The following is a 17,220-nucleotide window of genomic DNA, read 5'->3' as shown; positions in this document are numbered from 1 at the left end:
CCCTGGACGACCACGCCGGGGCGGAGGATGATCGTGCCATGAGCCGGCTGAACCCGGAATCAGAGTACGAAGCGCTCCACTACGTCATCGAGCGCTTGGCCGAGACGTACCCGTTCGTCGACGAGGTGCACCTCCGCGAACTCGCCGCCGACGAGCTCGCACAGCTCGATGGCGCCCGCGTGCGAGCCTTCGTGCCGGTGCTCGTCGAGCGACGGGTGAAAGAACGGCTGGCGACCGAGCCCATCGACGCGGTCTGATCGATACGCTGGCCGCGTGGACCCCGTCGTCGCCACACTGACCATCCTCGCGCTGGCGGTCGTCGCGTTCGTGAGCAACCGCGTGCCGATCGCCGTGATCGCCGTGGGCGTCTCGCTGCTGCTGTTCTTCACCGGCGTGCTCACACTGCCCGAGGCGCTCGCGGGGTTCGGTGATCCGACGGTGCTCTTCATCGCGGGGTTGTTCGTGGTCAGCGAGGCGCTGGATGCGACCGGGGTGACCGCATGGGCGGGCAAGCAGGTGATCACGCGCGCCGGAACCGGTCGCGTGCGCCTGATCGTGGCGATCGGCTTCGTGGTCGCGATCGCGTCGGCCCTCATCAGCATCAACGGAGCCGTCGCGGCCCTCGTGCCCTTGGTCGTGGTGGTCGCCGCACGTGCGGGGATGCCGCCTTCTCAGCTCCTGATGCCGCTGGCCTTCCTCGCCAGTGCCGGGTCGTTGTTGGCCCTGACCGGCACCCCCGTGAACATCATCGTCTCGGATGTCGCCGCCCAGAACGGCGGGCGCGCCTTCGGGTACTTCGAATTCGCGCTGGTCGGGATCCCGCTGGTCCTCGCCTCCGTCGCCGTCGTCGTCCTGCTCGGGAAACCGCTCCTTCCCGTCCGTGAGGCGGTGCGCCTCCCGACCGATCTCGCCCAGCACGCCCGCGTGCTCCGCGAGCAGTACGACGTCACGCTCGACACCGGCACGCTGCTCGGGCCCGCATCGGGGGTCACCGAGGTCGTCATCGCACCGCGCTCGCCGCTCATCGGCACGACCGTCGCCCCGGGGATGACCACGCCGGACGGCGAGCTGATCGTCCTGGCCGCACGCCGCGGCGAGCAGATCCTCAAGGCCGGTGACATCGTCGTGCAGGCGGGGGATGCGCTGCTGCTGCAGGGGACGTGGGACGCCCTGACCGTGCGGGCCGCGTCGGGTGGGATGCTGCCGGTCGATGCTCCCGCGCAGCTGCGCCGTTCGGTGCCCCTCGGACGCGGGGCCAAACGCGCCGTCGCGGTCCTCGCGGTCATGGTGGTGCTCCTGGCCACGGGCGTCGTGCCCGCGGCCGCGGCGGCCCTGCTCGCGGCGGTCGCGCTGATCCTCTCCCGCGCGATCAGCGTGCCCCAGGCGTTCCAGTCCATCTCCTGGACGACGATCGTGCTCATCGCCGGGATGATCCCGCTGTCGACCGCCTTCATCCAGACCGGCACCGCAGACCTGGTGGCCGGGTGGGTGCTGGCGGCGATGAGCGGGGCGAGTGCGCACGTGGTCCTGCTCGCCCTCTGCCTGCTGACCCTCGTGCTCGGTCAGCTCATCAGCAACGCCGCGACGGTGCTCATCGTCGCGCCCATTGCCGTGTCGATCGCCGCGACACTGGACCTGTCGGTCATGCCGTTCATGATGGCGCTCACCGTCGCCGGCGCCGCGGCCTTCCTCACGCCGATCGCGACGCCGGCGAACCTCATGGTGATGGAGCCGGGCGGTTACCGGTTCGGCGACTACTGGCGCCTCGGGCTGCCCCTGTCGGCGCTGTTCATCGCCTTCGCGGTGCTGTACGTGCCGCTCGTGTGGCCCTTCTGAGCGGGTAGGCTCGCGGGCATGGGTCGCTTCATCTACGACAACTCCTCGAACTCCGTCGATATCGAGGATCGCGTTCTCGCGCATCTGCGCATCGTCGTGATGAACAAGCTGCGCCGCGCGGAGTCGTTCATGTTCGACGTCGAGGTCGGCGACGGCAGTGGGCGTCGCAGCTTCTGGATGCATCCGGCGGTGGCGATGCAGTTCCACTTCTTCGGCAGCCGCCAGCCGCGCATCAACCGCGTGTGGATCGAGGAGCTCATGCAGACCGCCAGCGGTCCGAACGGTCTGTGGATCGTGCCGGAGCCTCCCGAGGACGAGGCTCCGATCACCGACGCGAACCCGCCGCGGGCCTGACCGGCGGGATCAGTCCGAAACGGTCACTTCCTCGGTGATCATCTGGATCCCGCCGGACGAGTTCGCCGAGTTCGCGAGATCCTCGATCCACTGACGGCTCAGCTCCGGCGGCTCGGGTGCATCGAAGACGAACCGCAACGGGATCGACGGGTGCAACCACAGTGTGCTGCGTCCTTCCGGCTCTCCTGCCGGATGCTGCCAGGAGACGGTGAAGCTCTCGTTGCGGCGCAACTTCGTCGCGATGACGACCTTCAGGTGTGCCAGGGCACGGTCTTCGATGTGGATGGGGGTGGCGGATCCGCCGTAGTAGATAGTGCCCATGTCCCACACCCTACGCCGCATCGCTTCCGGGGCGGCACTCGAGTGATGCTCCGGTGAGCCGTCGCGCTCGGCGGGGTCGGTGCGCCACAGTGGAGACATGACCGTGGACGGTGACCCGATCTCCTCGGCGCTCGGTGTCATCCAGGTGATGATGGAGTACACCGGGTCGGTCGCCTTCGCCATCTCCGGGGCGGTGGCGGCGGGACGTAAGAAGATGGACCTCGTCGGTGTCGTCGTCCTCGCCTGCATCGTCGCGGTCGGCGGCGGGACGATGCGCGACCTGCTCCTCGGGGAGCTCCCCGTCTTCTGGGTGGACAACCCGACGTTCCTGCTCGTCGGCGCGGTGACCGCCCTGATCGTCGTTCCCCTCACCCGCACACGCGCGCTGGACCTGCTGCACCGCTACCAGATCGTCCAGGTCAGCGATGCCGCGGGCATGGCGCTGTTCGTGGTGGTCGGCACCAACGTCGCGATCGCCGCCGGCGCCGACAGCGTCGCGGCGGCGATCATCGGCGTCATCTCCGGCGTGGGCGGGGGCATCATCCGGGACGTGCTGGCCAACGACGTACCGGACGTGTTCCGCAGCGGCCAGTTCTACGCGACCGCCGCCCTCATCGGCGCCGGTGTCTACGTGATCCTCCTCGAATTCGATCTCGACGAGGCCGTCGTCTTCTGGGTGCCGATCGTCATCATCCTCGCGATCCGTCTCGGCACCCTCTTCCTCGGGTGGGGCGTGCCGACCTTCCGGTACGGCGCCCCGCCCACCGAGCCGATCCCGACGGCGCCGCCGCGCCCGGATGGCACGGACTGACCGCGCGGGGCGACGGCGCGTTTCCGTCTGTTTCAGAGGTCCCACCACTCTGCAACGTTTCACCCCTTCCTTCGGGGAAGCCTGCGGAAAGATGTGGAAAACGCTTTGCCTTCGATGCTGTGACGATCCTATGTTTGCTCCGTCGCGGGCGATGCCGCCCGCAGAAGGAGTGAAGCGATGACGCTGAAGATGCTCGAGAGGCCCGCCATCAGATGGTGCGCCGCTGCGATGGCGGCGGCGATGGCCGTGACCGCCGTGGGGGCGACGACGGGGACCGCAGCTGCGCAGGCCGCCGGCCCAGAGGTCTCCACGATCGACATCGGGCCGACCCAGGACCTCTTCGTCCAGGGAGGAGACGCCCAGATCACCGAGTCTCTGCTCGCGGGCCGCGGCCGAGAAACCCTGATGCGGTTCGATCTCGGGGACCTTCCCGACGGGGTGATCGTGACCGAGGCGACGCTCGAGATGACGAAGTACCACGGCACGGGCGGGGAGATCGTGATCAGCGACGTCCTCGGTGACTGGGACGCCTCGGTGACGCGCGAGACCATGCCGCCGATCGGCGAGCAGATCGGCGGCGGGCGGGTGCCGAACGCGAACGTGTCGACTCCGCCGGTCGACGTGTCGCTCGACGTCGTCGCCGGGGTGCGGGCCGCTGTCGATGCCGGCGAGACCGCGTTCGACCTCCACATGAACCAGACCGGGTCGCACGCCTCCGAGTTCCGGTCCTCCCGCGCGGCGGATGAGAGCACGAGGCCGGTGCTGTCGATCTCGACGATGACGGAGGCGGCCGTCGTGACCGCGGACGCCGATTCTCTGTCGTCACTGGTGAAGAATCCCGTGTACACCGACATCGTCCTCCCGGCGGAAGGGGAGTACGGCTCGCAGATCACCTGGAGCAGCAGCGACCCGTCGGTGGTCACCGACGACGGCAGCGTCACCCGGCCCGTGGGGGCGCAAGACGCCCGCGTCACCCTCACCGCCGTGGTCACCTTCGGCGGCTCGACCGAGACCGCAACGGTGGACGTCATCGTGCGCGGAACGTATGAGGTCGAGACCTCGCATCCGCAGATCCTCTCCGGGCCGGAGACCGACGCGCGTCTGCAGGACCTGGTCGCGAACGAGGACTGGGCCGCCGACTCCTTCGACGCGATCGTCGAGAGGATCGAGCCTCTCGCGGAGCGTCACGCGACCGATCCCGAGTGGATCCTGTCCCGCATGGCGATGTTCTGGGAGGAAGGCGAGCGCTACACGCAGGTGTACATCGCCGACCAGAGGTTCGACTACGCCGAGGGCGACGCCCCCGTGCCGACCCTGCGCTTCCCGGCGATGCGCATCTGGAACGACAACAAGAACGCCCCGCTCGAAGAGCGCCTCCCCTACAGTGCGGACGGCTCGATGCGGAACCAGAACGGCGACGTCGTGCCCTACGAGGAAACCGGTCACATGATCCGTCTCAACAACGAGGAGATCCTCCGGCTCGCCGAGGAAGCCGCCTTCCTGCACCACGTCACCGGCGAAGAGAAGTACGCCGCCTTCGGCGCGGACATCTACTGGCAGTGGCTTCTCGGCGTCTACTACATGAACCCGGCGCTGGATCCCGGGCAGTCCATGGGTGGCCCCGGCGGCTACGAGCCCGGTGGCAACCTCGGCTACTACGACTACGAGGTCATCCACGATCCGATGGGCGGGCAGGCCGCGATCGTCTACGACTACCTGTACGACTATCTGCTGGCCAACCCCGACCCGCATCTCGATGTGATCGGCAAGGACCTGACGGAGGTCTCCGGGGAGGTCTTCAAGAGGTTCATCGACATCGGATTCGTCCGAGGTGCCAAGCAGTCGAACTGGAACGTCAACGGCTGGAAGTGCATCCTGGACGCGATCCTCGCGCTCGAATCCAACGACTACTACGCCGACGGCAAGGGTCGCGAGCACTACCTGCACTACTACACCACCGAGTCGACGAACTACCACAACGCGCTCCCGGACATCCTGCTCGAGTACGACCAGACGACCGGACTGTGGCCGGAGTCTCCCGGATACGCGTCGGCCATGGTGAAGGAGCTGCTGGACTTCGCCGCCCCGATCTACAACAACGGCATCGACACCATCGGTGACTACCCGATGCTCGAGAAAGCAGCACTCGCCGTCGGCGCGTGGCTCGACGACCGCGGCACGCTGGTGGTCTTCGGCGACGGACGCGGCGGCCAGCCGAGCTACGCGCCTTTCGAGCGGTTGAACTGGTACTACCAGGAGGTCGGTGACATGGCGGGCGCGGCCACGGTGTCGACGGTGATCCACAACGCGATGGACGCGGGGCTCTACGAACGCTCGACGATGTCGTACCTGGACCTGATGTACGCGGCGCCGCTGGTCGACCCCGTGGAAGGCAGCGGACCCAGCCAGATGGCGTACTCGGAGCATCACCGCCACCTCGTGCAGCGGAACGGGCAGGGGCCGGACACGGCGCTCATGGCCACGCTGTACGGGGGGTACAACGGTCAGCAGCACCTCACCGCGAACGGACTCGCCGCCCAGATCTACGGCAAGGGGTGGGCGACGGCGCCGCAGGCGAAGTCCTACGAGTCGTACTGGTCGAGCGACATCACCTACTCGCGGCACGAGGCCGGGGCGAACACCGTGGTCCCGGGCTACAACCACGGGGAGATCACGGTCAACGGGATGGACCCGGCCGTTCCCGAAGACAGCCTCGTCGCTCCCGGCACGACGTCGCCGTGGAACTCGTTCGCGGATGTCTCTGCGAAAGACCACCGACGTCAGCTCGCGATCGTGCGCACGTCGCCGACCACGGGGTTCTACGTCGACGTCTTCCGAGCCGACCAGGACGATTCCGACTACATCTGGCACAGCCTGGGTGATCGTGTCGAGCTGTTCGACGAAGCCGGGGCGGGCCTTGCCACCGCGCCGGCGGACGACCTCGGGTCACCGGTTCCGACGTACCGGTTCTTCAGCGAGCCGGAGAAGGTCGCCCACGACGGCGACCTGCGCGCGCGCTGGACGATCGACGACGGCGTCGCGGACGGCGCCGACCTCGTGACCGACATGTGGATGATCGGAGGCGCCGGGCGTGAGATCTTCACGGTGACGGCGCCGCCGACCACCATCCGCGACAACCTCACACCGCGCGGCGTCAACGCGTTCGATGATCCGACGGAAGCCGTCATCGTGCGTCAGAACGGCGTCAACGCCGTGGCGTCCCCCTTCGCCGCGGTCTACGAATCCACCGGGTCCGACGAGGCGGGCATCACCGCCGTCGACAGCTTCGGCGAGGCCGACGGGTTCACGGGGCTCGAGGTGAGAAGTGACGATCTGGACGACCGCGTCGACCGCGTCTTCACCAGCACCGTGGACGACGTGCTCGAGCCGGCGGCGGAGGCGACCTTCGCGGGGTCCTACGGCGTGCACACGTCGGACGCAGACGGGTTCGTCAGCGCATACCTCGGCGCGGGTACCCATCTGACCGATGGCGGAGTCGGCGTGTCGCTCGACGAGCCGGGGGCCGCGTGGCTCACGGTCACCGATGGCGGGTACCTCTACACCGCCACCGGAACGGGTGAGGTGCACCTGCCGGTCACCGGCGACGGAGAGGTCACCGTCGACGGACAGGTCGTCGACGGTGTCGTCGACGACGGCATCGTCACCGTCTCGGTGGCGGCCGGCGACGGTCTGGTCATCGAGGTCGGTGGACAGGCGGAACCCACGCCGACTCCCACGCCGACCGATCCGGCAGGTCCGGTGCTGTCGCTGTCAGCGACCACGGTCGAGGCCGGCGGATCGCTCGGGCTGACCGCTCGGGGCCTGGTCGCCGGTGAGGCCGTCGGGGTCGAGCTGCACTCCGAGCCGGTGCTCCTGGAATCCGTCGTCGCCGACGCCGAAGGGGCGCTCGCGACGACCGTGACCATCCCGGCAGAGACCGCACCCGGAACGCACGAGATCGTCCTGGTGGCAGAGTCGGGCGCGACGGTCTCCGCGGAGATCACGGTCATGGCCCCGACCGCCGCCGGCGGTGGAGCGGACGGGGCTGACGGCGCGGACCTTGCCGTCACCGGTTCACCGGCCCCGCTCGGCCTGCTGCTCCTGGCGGTGGCACTGGTGGTCGGCGGTGGTGCGCTGGTCATCATGCGGCGCCGGCATCTCCGCAGCTGACACCGGTTCCCCCACGGCGCCGCCGTCCTCCCTTCCGGCGAGGGCGGCGGCGCTTCCGGTTCAGCGGGGCGCGCTTCCGGGACGGACGACGGCGAAGGCGGATGCGACGACGGCGCCCCACACGGGAAAGAAGAGCCATGCCCATGTCCTCGGGTCGGAGCCGGCGATCGAGTACACGACACCGCCGATCGCGCTCCCCGTGACCGCGCCGATCGCGGTGGCCAGCCCCTGCACGCCGAAATAGCTCGCGACCGAACCGTCCGGCGCGAATCCGGACACGACGGCGTTCATCACCGGTTGCGCGAGCATCTGACCGATGACGAAGACCGCCACGCCGAGGAGCATCACGGGTGTGGTCGGTGCCGCCCCGATGACGGCGATCCCGCCGCCGAGCAGCACGGCGGCCCCGGCGAGGATCACGGGCCGTGTGAAGGTCCGGTTCGTCCACGACGTCAGCGGGAGCATCGTCACGACCATCACCACGGCTGCGCCGCTGTAGACGACGCCGACGCCGATCGACCCTGGCAGGAGCTGGTCCGCACGGAAGGGGATCACGAGATAGAACTGCGTGATCATCACCCCCATGCCCGCCACCAGTGCGCAGTAGCGGAGGAAGGCCATATCGAGGAACGCCGTGCGCAATCGCGGAGGAGCCCGGTCGGGGTCGCGGGCGTCCCGGGGAAGCCCGAAGAAGCTCACCACGAAGGCCACGAGGAACAGGGCCGCCGAGCCCGTGCTCACGATGGCGAAGTCGACGCCCGCGAGCACACCGCCCAGTGCGGGGCCCGCGATGAAACCGACGTTGCTGATGACTTCCCGCGTCGCATACACGCGGACCCGATCGCCTTCGGGGGCCAGCGCGGCGTAGGCGGAGTAACTCGCCGGGTGGAACAGGGCCCCGCCGAGTCCCGTCAGCAGCGAGGCGACCGTCAGCATCGCGACGTGATCGGAGGCCCCCAACAGGGCGAACCCCGACGCGCGGATGAGGACGCCGATGAGGATCGCGTTGCGGAATCCGATGCGATCGGCGACCCAGCCGGCCAGCGGCATCGTGCCGTTCTGCGCCGCCGTGCGCACCGCCGTCAGCGCGGCGACCACGGCGATGGTGAGCCCGACATCGTCGAGGAAGTGGAAGGCGAGCAGCGGGATCAGCATGTAGAACCCGACCGCCATGGTGAACGTGTCGACGTACAGGATGCGCAGAGCGGCACGACCTGCCGCATCGCCCCCCACTTAGGGGTGGTCCGTCGTGTCGAGCGTGAGCCACAGGCCCGTCGCCGTGACGGCGGGCACCGAGATCAGCACGAACGGCGCGAGCGTCGGCAGGAGCGTACTCGCGAGGACGCACACCACCACGACCGCCGCCACCGCGAGGGACCTTCCGGGCATCGCCAGCATCAGCCGTCCGCCGAGCGCGAGCCAATCCCGGCGGGATCCATCGGGAGCGGCGGCTCCTGCCGCGGCGACGGCGAAGAAGTACACCGCCGCCGCGACGGCCAGCGGGACGGTCGCCGCGGCGAACAAGAGGCCGATGGAGGGTGTCTCGGCGGTGAGTTCCCGGATCAGGAACACCCCGTCCACGACCAGCACCGCCAAGATCACCGTGGCGCCGAGGCCGAGGGGCAGGCTCCGCCGCCACGTGGCGCGGAACTCGCGGAACGTGTTCGTGAAGACGGCGTCATCGCCCTCGTGCACCCATGCGGCATAGGCGCGGCTGAGGGCCAGGGTCGCCGGCAGGATGGTCACCACGGGCACCGACAGAATGAGGACGGCGATCGCGCCGACCACCACGTTCGCCGGGTACATCAGCGCGCCGAGCGCCCGACCCTCCCAGCGTGGCGCTTTGCGTGGCCGCCCGTCGATACCTCTCATCGTGCGTCGATTCTGCTCCCCGCGAAGCCGATTCCCTGCGCGACGGCGCCGGGGATCGGTGGAGTCGTCCCCTCCCAGCCCAGCGCGACCGTCTCGGTCGTCGGCCCGCGCCGGATGGTCACGACGATGCCCTCGTCGTGACGGGCCAGGTTCAGCTCGGCGGGGGTGCGGTCGTCCCAGCGTCTCGCTTCGAGAACGGTGACCAGACGCGCCTCGCGCACACGCGGTGTGTGCCGGCGAAGCGTGTGCTGCACCTTCTCGATGGCCAGGGACGGGGTGGAGGACGTGGGGTTCGCGTGTACGCCGGTCCGCACGATCTCCGCCCGTGCGGCGGTGTCGTCCAGTGCGGCGATCGGCATCACGGCGTGTCCCGCCTCCCCGATCCACCGGTCGGCTCCGAGCGGCAGCGGCGCGTTGTCGAGCTGCAGCAGCCAGGTCCACTCGCGTTCCCGATCCGCGCGGAGGTCGTCTGCGACCACCAGGGCGCCACCCGGGGTCAGGACGACGTGACGGCGGACACGACGCACACCGAGGGACGGGTCGTACATGGCCGAGCACTCGCTCACCGCGTGGGTGAAGCCGTCCTCGAGCGTCGTCGTGAGGATCTCAGCGGTGTGCTCGTAGGGGAGGTTCTCGAAGACGTGGTACCGGTCCTCATTCACGAAGCCGTTGCCGTCGATGAGGATCGCATTGTGGTGCTCGGTGCGTTTGCGCGACGAGTATCCCTCGTCGACGGCGAGATACGACCCTTCGCCCAGGAACACGAATGTGCCCGCGTCGGGGTGGTGGTGGCCGGCGTTGAGGGTCACCCATCCGTTCTCCCGGCGCTGTGCGTGCGATGACTCCCATGCTTTGTGGCCACCCCCGGGTGAGGCCTTGAAAGAGACCATCGCCGCGTCGGAGTCCCAGGAGGTGCGTCCGACGACGAGTCCGAGGTCGGGGAAGAAGCGTTGGGGCGGCAGTGATTCCGGGCCCTCCGGTCGGACCTCGGGATCGAGCCACAGGAGTTCCTGGTAGGCCTCCGGACGGACGCCCGGCTTGACCCCGCTCTCGTACGCTTCGCGCCAGTAGAACCGCTCGTCGACGAGGTCGGCCAACCACTGCGCCTGCGGGATCCGGTACTCGGCCGCGAGCTTCCGGTACAGCGCCACCGGGTGCCCGCTGCGACGGTCGTGGCAGTCGCCGTGGTCGACGATTCGCTCGAGGTCGGGCGCGGCCTGGTAGAGCCGGTACCAGAAGGTCTCCCGAAGATAGCTCCCTCGCTGGAACCAGTCGATGTCCTCCTGGTCGCGGAGCACATCGAGGTAGCTGGCGATCCAGGGCACCCCGTAGCGCCAATACACCACACCTTCGTTGTTGGACCCGTCGTCGGGAAGGTGGTCCAGGACCAGCGCGAAGTTCTCCTTCGCCCGCTCGGTCCATTCCCGCGCTTCCGGATATCGGTCCTGGAGAGCGTAGCCCGCGGTCGCCAACCCCGCGTAGCAGATCCAGTTGTGGTTCTGCCAGTACGACGACGACCACCAGCCTCCCTCGGTCTCGACCGCGAAGTCGTACAGCCGTCGCCCCTGCAGCAGCAGCTTGGCTTCGACCGCTTCCTTCTCGTGCGGCTCCAGCGCGTCGCCGGCCCAGCTGTACGCCAGCGACAGACCGTGCAGGATCCATCCCGCATCGAGGTCGTGATCGGGCAGGTTCGCCTTGCCCCAATGGGGGAAGGACAGCGGTGGCGCGATCCACCGTCGGAGCTCGTCGAGATAGTGCTGCTGGCCGGTCAGGCGGTAGGCGAGCGCGAGGTTCGCCGAGCCGGGGCCGAAGTAGGTGATGGAGGCGAGTGGATGCTCTTGGGGGAGGTCCATCGTGCGCATGCGCTCGCACTCCTCCAGCAGTCGTCGGAAGGCGGCGCGACGGGTCGAGTCGAGCTCTCCTCGGAGCACATCTTCGCGGCCGTGGAGCAGGATGGGGTGGGTCACAGTCGAACCTCGTAATCGGTGTCGGGGTCGCCTTCGCAGCGGAAGACGGCACCGGCTTCGGTGAATCGGACATCGCGCAGGCGCACCGGTGCGCCGGCGCGGTAGACGGAGAGGAAGGACACGTCGGCGGCTTCGACGCTCCAGTCGGCGATCGTCGCCGGGACGGCCGGCCGGTCGGAGGGGCCGCGACCGGGGAGCGACACGAGCGTGGCCTCTGCGAGGGACGCGGCATGCGATCCGTGGAGGGTCGCCGCCTCTCCCCGCCACTGGCTGGAGGCGACCGTCTCGTCCATGGACACGGTCAGCGGCACGCCGGGACGAAAGCCCAGCGTGATCGCGCGCGACGCGCCGTCCGCCGTCCGTGCACGGACCAGGTCGATGAGCAGACCGTCGCGCAGGGAGACCGCGCGAGACAGGACGACACCGGGGACGGCATCCTCGGTCATGCCGACGACGGTGCAGGACGCCGCGTCCCAGGCGGTGACCGTCGCGGTGGCCTCGCACTGGTCTTCGCCGTCGACACGAACGGTCGGGTGCGCGACGGTACGCGCATAGTGACCTCGCCGGAGCGGGCTCGCGTACGGCGGCACGCCGGGAGCGGGCTGCCACCGAGCGTCACGCCCGTAGAGGTAGAGACCGAGTTTGTCGAGGTGTCCGTGGGCGCCCCCGTGGGGTCCGGCGTCGAGCACGGCGTGGATGACATCGTCGGTCAGGACGACGAACCCGGCATCGTCGAAGCGATGGGGGCCGCGCCGTGCGGGGGGTGCGGCCACGGGAGTGCCGCGGAACCATCCGTCGAGGAGGTCTTCGAGGCCGTCGTGCCCCGCGCCCAGCCGGGCCCGGGCCCAGTCCTCGATCCGGTCGAGGCCGGTCTCGGCGAACAGCCCGGACGCCAGGACGCAGATCTCCAGCACCTCTCGGTGCATGTGGACGCGGTCGTACGGGCCGTCGTGCAGCGCGGGCAGGTACCCGTCCGGAGCCGCGATCACCGTGAGGACGTCGATCATGCGACGCAGCGTGTCCACGACGTCGTCGGGAAGCGCAGCCGGGTCGGTGCCGCGCAGCGCCAGCAGGTATCCGCGCAGGACGAACACGTGGTAGTAGGTGGACGCCTCCCACTCCCAGCCGTCCGGCATGACGGCCATGCGCATATGCGAGGCGACGTCGTCGATCGGCGCCGGGAAGCAGTGGTCGTCCCACGTGGTCTGGGCGAGGGTCACGAGCCGGTAGGCGGCATCGAGCCACGCGGTGTAGTTGTTTCGTTGGTCATCGCGGTCGACCACGAGGGTGCGACGCGCGTCGACGAAGGTCTCCGCGAGATGCCCGAACATCTCCTGCACGTGCGACGAGGGGGTCCACGCCCCGGCGAGGACGAGGGCGGCGTCGGCGATTCCGACGGCCCATTGCGCCTCGGACAGTGCTTGGGCGAACAGCTTGCCGCGCAGCATCCACGACTCGCTCTGCGCGCTCCACCCGTCCGCCGCGATGCGCACGTACACGCGTGCGTAGGACTCGACGAGCTCGATGGCCGCGTCTCTGTCCGCGGTGTCGCCGGTGGCGCGGAAGCGGCGTGCGAGCACGCGTGCGCGGCGAGACTGCGCCTGGTGCTCGAGGGCGAGCCATCCGCCGGTGTACTTCTCGCCGCGCAGGCGGCAGCCGCAGGGTCCGAGGTGGGTGTCGCCGATGCGCTGAGTGAGTTCGACGCCGTGGACCGGGCAGACGTAGTCGTGCCACCATCCACCCGGTCGATCGGGCACCGTGGCTCCCGGAGCCGTCGGCGACACCGGTCGGGTGTCGCCGATCTCCGGCGCCGGGAGCATCGGTGTGGAGGTCATCGGAAGTTCAGTCCTCCGTTGATGTCGACCACCTGTCCGGTGACGTAGGACGACAGGTCGGAGGCGAGGAAGAGGGCGACGTCCGCGACGTCCTGCGGCGTGCCGGCGCGACCGAGAGGAATGCCCGACACGATGTTCTTCTGGGCCTCGGCGGGGGTGAACGTGTCGTGGAACGGGGTGTCGCCGATGAACCCGGGTGCCACGGCGTTGACCGTGACGGAGGTCGACGCGATCTCCTTGGCCAGTGCGCGCGTGAAACCGATGGTCGCGGCCTTCGATGTCGCGTACACGACGGAACCGGCCCCGCCGCCGTTCTCAGAGGCGAGCGAGCTCATCATGACGATGCGGCCGTGCTCGGACGCGGTCAGGTGCGGCAGAGCCGGGCGGGTGGCGAAGAAGGCCGATGTGGCGTTGACGTCCATGATCTGGTGCCAGCGCTCGTCGGTCGTCTCGGCCAGCGGCGCGCGGCCGACGAGGTGCCCGGCGTTGTTGACGAGGATGTCGAGGCCGCCGAGGAACTCGACCGCTTCACCGATGAAGGCGTCGGCGGCCGAAGAGTCGGTGAGGTCGGCACGCAGCGCGATCGAGCGGCGTCCGGCCGCCACGATCGACTCGCTCACGGCGGTGGCGCCGGCCTCGCTGTTGGCGTAGTGGATGACGACGTCGGCTCCCGCGTCGGCGAGGGTCTTCGCGATCGCGGCGCCGATGCCGGCGCCCGATCCCGTGACGATGGCGCGGCGGCCGGTGAGGTCGATGGTCATTCTGGTTCCGTTCGTTGTCGGGTGGGGAGAGGGGCTTACTTGATGCCCGCGTTGGTGAAGCCCTGGATGAAGTACTTCTGGGCGAAGATGAACAGCAGGACCATCGGGACGGTGGCCATCGTGGTCCCCGCCATCAGGTACTGCCACTGCGTGTTGTCCAGCTGCTGGAAGACGGCCAGGCCGACCTGGATCACACGAAGATCGTTGCTGCGCGTGACGAGCAGCGGCCACAGGAAGTTGTTCCAGCTCTCCTGGAAGGTCAGGAGGCCGACCGTCGCGATCGCGGGCTTGATCAGCGGTGTGTAGATCTGGGCGTAGATGCGGAACTCCCCGAGACCGTCCAGACGCGCCGCCTCTTCGAGCTCGCTGGGCAGCGACAGATAGAACTGCCGGAAGAGGAAGATCGCCGCCGCGCTCAGTCCACCGGGGATGATGAGCGCCCACCAGCTGTTGAGCCAGCCGATGCCGCCCTGACCGAAGATGTCGTTGCCACCGAACAGCGGCATGAACTTCACCAGGAGGAACTGGGGGACGATCTTGGTGTACGTGGGGATCATCAGCATCGCCACGAAGGAGAGGAACACGATCTCGCGCCCGCGGAAGTAGATGCGGGCGAGCGCGTACCCGGCCATCGAGCCCAGCACGATCGTGATCAGGGTGTGCGCCGTGGCGATGATGAGGCTGTTTCGGAAGTACAGGCCGAACGGGGCTGCGTCGAGCGTGTCGGCGTAGTTGCTCCACAGCCACTGCTCGGGGAGGATGCTCGGCGGGAACTGCGCCAGCTCCGCCGGCGACTTCAGGCTCGTGAGGACCATCCACACGAAGGGCACGAGCATGGTGATCGCGCCGAGGCCGAGGAAGACGTTCAGCAGGATCGTGTTGCGGGTGCGGCGACGCTTGTGGCTGCCCGGGCGGAACTTGCCCGCCTTCGAGCCGATGACGAGAGCTCGGGTGGTCGTGATGGTCATCGGTCAGTCCTCTTCCTTCGTGACCCGCCGACTGATGAGGGTCATCACCAGCAGGAAGGCGAACAGCACCACCGACTGCGCGGCGGCCATTCCCATCCGGAACTCCTGGAACGCGGAGCGATAGACCTCGTAGGTCATCATCGTCGTGGCGTTGGCCGGACCGCCGTCGGTGAGGACGTAGATCTGGTCGAACACCTGGAATGCTCCGATGATCGAGATGATGAACACGAAGAAGGTCGCGGGTTTGAGCATCGGGAGGGTGATGCTGAAGAACTTCCGGACCGACGAGGCGCCGTCCAGGGACGCGGCCTCGTAGAGCGACTCGTCGATGTTCTGCAGCGCTGCGATGTAGATGAGCATCTTGATGCCGATGCCCTGCCAGGCGCCGACGATGATGACCGACCACAACGCCCAGTCGGGGTCGACCAGCCACGCCTTGCCGGGGATGCCGACCATCTCGAGCGCGGCGTTGAGCAGTCCGTACTGCGGATTGAAGATCCACAGCCACACCATGGCGATGGCGACCGTCGCGGTGACCTGCGGGAGGAAGAAGGCGGTGCGGTAGAACTTCTGTGCCCGCAGGCCCTGGTTCAGGGCGACGGCGACGACGACGGCGACCGCCATCGAGACCGGGACGGTCCAGAAGGTGTACCAGACGGTGTTCCAGATCGACTGGATGAACACCGGGTCCTGGAACATCTCGACGTAGTTGTCGAACCAGATCCAGTTCGGCGCCGCGAAGATGTTGTAGTCGGTGAACGACAGGTAGAACGTCGCGATGACCGGGATCAGCGTCCAGATGCCGATGTGGAGGGCCGACGGTGCGACCATGAGCCAGCCGGCGCGGCGCTTGCTGCGTTCGGCGCGGCTGAGTCCGGCTCGGCGGGTCGCCTTCTTCGTGGGCGCCGGCGGTGGGGTGTCCGCCGCCGGTGCGACGGTTCGTTCGATGGTGCTCATCATCAAGCCCTCGGGGGTCGGGGGGTGCCCGGCCGGCGTCGACCGGGCACCCGTGGCGGATTATTCGATGGCGTTGTCGACGAGCGCGGCGAGGTCGTCGAGGGCCTCCTGCGGCGTCTTCTGCTCGAGAAGCGCGGCCTCCACGGCGGGGGCGAAGTCGCCTCGCACCTCGAGCCACTCGGAGGGTCCGCCCTCGCGTTTGGCGTACTCGAGGTTCTCCAGCGCGAACTGCACGAAGCGGTTGGACTGCACGTAGTCGGATTCCAGCAGCTCGGTCAGTGCCGGGACGTTTCCACGCTGCTCGTTGGCGGCGAGAGCCGCCTCGGGGCTGGAGAGGAACTCCAGCAGCGCGCGTGCCGCCTCGGGGGACTGCGAACTGTTGGAAACGGTCGCGAGCGTGCCGCCGAAGAACATGCCGGGCTCGGTCCCCTCGATCAGGAACGGCTCCATGTGCTCGAGTGCCTCGGGGTCGGCTTCGAGCGCCTGCGTCCAGAGGTTGTTGTGTGCGATGCCCATCGCCGCGCGCCCGTTGATCAGGGGATTGACGATGTCGTCGGTGGAGGTGAACCCGATGTCCTCGACCTCGTACTCGTTGATGAGGTCCGTCATCAGGCCCAGCGCGGCAACGCCGGCTTCGTCGTTGAAGGTCGCCTCGGTGACGTCCTCGTCGAAGAGATCGCCCCCGGCGGAGAACAGCATCACTTCGAAGGCCTGCCGTGCATCGAGGGAGAGCATGTCGAAGCCGGCCCGCTCCAGCGAGCCGTTGTCGGCACGCACCGTCGTCGCCTCGGCGATCTCGATCAGCTCGTCCCAGGACGACGGCGGGGCGTCGTATCCCGCTTCTTCGAGGATGTCCATACGGGCGACCCCGAAACGCGTGTCGAGCATGATCGGCACGGCGTAGACGCCGTCGTTCCACATGCCCGCCTCGACGATCTCGTCGTCGTATGTCTCCTTCAGCAGATCCTCGGTGAGGCCGAGCTCGCCGAGCTCGGCGAGCACACCCTTGTCGGCGAACCCCTCGATCCAGCCGACCCCCATCAGCATCACATCGGGGACCAGCCCGGATGCCACGGAGGTGGTGAGCTTCTCGTTGAGGTTGCCGTACGTGGTGTAGTCGACTTCGACCGTGACATTGGGGTACTCCTCGTAGAACTGCGGGAGGAGTTCGTCTTCGAGGAGCGCCTGCCCGGGGCTCCCCTCGAAGATCGGGGTGAGCAGGGTGATCTCGCCCGAGACGGTGTCGGGGTCGACCTCGCCCCCGGCGTCTTCCGACGAGCCGGTGCAGGCGGCCAGGCCGAAGGCGAGACCGGCCACCGCCGTGATGCCGATGTATCGGCGGGTTGCTGACGTCACTTCCATGTGCGT

General features: G+C 68.5%; 14 protein-coding genes. 5 read left to right on the top strand and 9 right to left on the bottom strand.

Going from position 1 to position 17,220, the window contains the following annotated elements:
• Positions 1 to 38: 38 nt before the first annotated feature.
• Genes RZO50_RS02590 through RZO50_RS02580 form a run of 3 tightly spaced genes read left to right on the top strand, consistent with a single transcriptional unit; the run spans position 39 to position 2,190 of the window.
• A complete protein-coding gene (locus RZO50_RS02590; protein WP_322598138.1) occupies positions 39 to 257 on the top strand; it encodes a three-helix bundle dimerization domain-containing protein in 219 nt (72 codons plus the stop codon).
• 16 nt (positions 258 to 273) lie between these two features.
• Entirely contained in the window at positions 274 to 1,836 is a 1,563-nt protein-coding gene (locus RZO50_RS02585) for an SLC13 family permease (protein WP_322598137.1), read from the top strand.
• Positions 1,837 to 1,854: 18 nt separating this feature from the next.
• Positions 1,855 to 2,190, top strand: coding sequence for a DUF7882 family protein (locus tag RZO50_RS02580; RefSeq protein ID WP_322598136.1), 336 nt, complete (start codon positions 1,855 to 1,857; stop codon positions 2,188 to 2,190).
• Positions 2,191 to 2,199: 9 nt separating this feature from the next.
• Here the strand turns inward: RZO50_RS02580 and RZO50_RS02575 are convergent, their stop codons facing one another.
• On the bottom strand, positions 2,200 to 2,511 hold the full coding sequence (locus RZO50_RS02575; RefSeq protein WP_322598135.1) for a DUF7882 family protein: 312 nt from the start codon (positions 2,509 to 2,511) through the stop codon (positions 2,200 to 2,202).
• 97 nt (positions 2,512 to 2,608) lie between these two features.
• Here RZO50_RS02575 and RZO50_RS02570 point away from each other — a divergent pair, with 97 nt between their 5' ends.
• Positions 2,609 to 3,322, top strand: a complete 714-nt coding sequence (locus RZO50_RS02570) for a trimeric intracellular cation channel family protein (protein WP_322598134.1) — start codon at positions 2,609 to 2,611, stop codon at positions 3,320 to 3,322.
• Between the two features lie 177 nt (positions 3,323 to 3,499).
• A complete protein-coding gene (locus tag RZO50_RS02565) occupies positions 3,500 to 7,492 on the top strand; it encodes an immunoglobulin-like domain-containing protein (RefSeq protein ID WP_322598133.1) in 3,993 nt (1,330 codons plus the stop codon).
• Positions 7,493 to 7,552: 60 nt separating this feature from the next.
• Here RZO50_RS02565 and RZO50_RS02560 read toward each other — a convergent pair whose 3' ends face one another.
• Genes RZO50_RS02560 through RZO50_RS02525 form a run of 8 tightly spaced genes read right to left on the bottom strand, consistent with a single transcriptional unit; the run spans position 7,553 to position 17,214 of the window.
• On the bottom strand, positions 7,553 to 8,725 hold the full coding sequence (locus RZO50_RS02560; protein ID WP_322598132.1) for an MFS transporter: 1,173 nt from the start codon (positions 8,723 to 8,725) through the stop codon (positions 7,553 to 7,555).
• Positions 8,726 to 9,364: a YesL family protein gene (locus RZO50_RS02555; RefSeq protein WP_322598131.1), complete on the bottom strand. Its 639-nt coding sequence runs from the start codon at positions 9,362 to 9,364 to the stop codon at positions 8,726 to 8,728.
• Positions 9,361 to 11,331, bottom strand: coding sequence for a DUF4962 domain-containing protein (locus RZO50_RS02550; RefSeq protein ID WP_322598130.1), 1,971 nt, complete (start codon positions 11,329 to 11,331; stop codon positions 9,361 to 9,363). Before RZO50_RS02550 ends, RZO50_RS02555 begins: the two co-directional genes overlap by 4 nt.
• The gene (locus tag RZO50_RS02545) at positions 11,328 to 13,166 is read right to left on the bottom strand and encodes a heparinase II/III domain-containing protein (RefSeq protein WP_322598129.1); all 1,839 of its coding nucleotides are present in this window, start codon (positions 13,164 to 13,166) and stop codon (positions 11,328 to 11,330) included. The genes RZO50_RS02550 and RZO50_RS02545 overlap by 4 nt, the downstream gene beginning before the upstream one ends.
• Positions 13,163 to 13,927, bottom strand: coding sequence for an SDR family NAD(P)-dependent oxidoreductase (locus RZO50_RS02540; protein WP_194423112.1), 765 nt, complete (start codon positions 13,925 to 13,927; stop codon positions 13,163 to 13,165). Before RZO50_RS02540 ends, RZO50_RS02545 begins: the two co-directional genes overlap by 4 nt.
• Before the next feature lie 35 nt (positions 13,928 to 13,962).
• The gene (locus RZO50_RS02535; RefSeq protein WP_194423111.1) at positions 13,963 to 14,895 is read right to left on the bottom strand and encodes a carbohydrate ABC transporter permease; all 933 of its coding nucleotides are present in this window, start codon (positions 14,893 to 14,895) and stop codon (positions 13,963 to 13,965) included.
• Between the two features lie 3 nt (positions 14,896 to 14,898).
• Positions 14,899 to 15,852, bottom strand: a complete 954-nt coding sequence (locus RZO50_RS02530) for a carbohydrate ABC transporter permease (RefSeq protein WP_322598128.1) — start codon at positions 15,850 to 15,852, stop codon at positions 14,899 to 14,901.
• 60 nt (positions 15,853 to 15,912) lie between these two features.
• Complete coding sequence (locus tag RZO50_RS02525; protein ID WP_322598127.1) at positions 15,913 to 17,214, bottom strand: ABC transporter substrate-binding protein; 1,302 nt, start codon at positions 17,212 to 17,214, stop codon at positions 15,913 to 15,915.
• Positions 17,215 to 17,220 lie beyond the last annotated feature (6 nt).

The organism is Microbacterium xanthum, from assembly GCF_034531355.1.
Classification (GTDB): domain Bacteria; phylum Actinomycetota; class Actinomycetes; order Actinomycetales; family Microbacteriaceae; genus Microbacterium; species Microbacterium xanthum.
Note: the sequence above shows the minus strand (reverse complement) of the source record. Positions and strands in the feature narration are given on the sequence as shown.

What these genes read in the sequence shown, in the direction of transcription:
- RZO50_RS02570 (WP_322598134.1), top strand. Translation starts at nt 2,609, where the DNA reads ATGACCGTGGACGGTGACCCGATCTCCTCGGCGCTCGGTGTCATCCAG.
- RZO50_RS02590 (WP_322598138.1), top strand. Translation starts at nt 39, where the DNA reads ATGAGCCGGCTGAACCCGGAATCAGAGTACGAAGCGCTCCACTACGTC.
- RZO50_RS02555 (WP_322598131.1), bottom strand. Translation starts at nt 9,364, where the DNA reads ATGAGAGGTATCGACGGGCGGCCACGCAAAGCGCCACGCTGGGAGGGT.
- RZO50_RS02575 (WP_322598135.1), bottom strand. Translation starts at nt 2,511, where the DNA reads ATGGGCACTATCTACTACGGCGGATCCGCCACCCCCATCCACATCGAA.
- RZO50_RS02565 (WP_322598133.1), top strand. Translation starts at nt 3,500, where the DNA reads ATGACGCTGAAGATGCTCGAGAGGCCCGCCATCAGATGGTGCGCCGCT.
- RZO50_RS02540 (WP_194423112.1), bottom strand. Translation starts at nt 13,927, where the DNA reads ATGACCATCGACCTCACCGGCCGCCGCGCCATCGTCACGGGATCGGGC.
- RZO50_RS02525 (WP_322598127.1), bottom strand. Translation starts at nt 17,214, where the DNA reads ATGGAAGTGACGTCAGCAACCCGCCGATACATCGGCATCACGGCGGTG.
- RZO50_RS02580 (WP_322598136.1), top strand. Translation starts at nt 1,855, where the DNA reads ATGGGTCGCTTCATCTACGACAACTCCTCGAACTCCGTCGATATCGAG.
- RZO50_RS02545 (WP_322598129.1), bottom strand. Translation starts at nt 13,166, where the DNA reads ATGACCTCCACACCGATGCTCCCGGCGCCGGAGATCGGCGACACCCGA.
- RZO50_RS02530 (WP_322598128.1), bottom strand. Translation starts at nt 15,852, where the DNA reads ATGAGCACCATCGAACGAACCGTCGCACCGGCGGCGGACACCCCACCG.
- RZO50_RS02535 (WP_194423111.1), bottom strand. Translation starts at nt 14,895, where the DNA reads ATGACCATCACGACCACCCGAGCTCTCGTCATCGGCTCGAAGGCGGGC.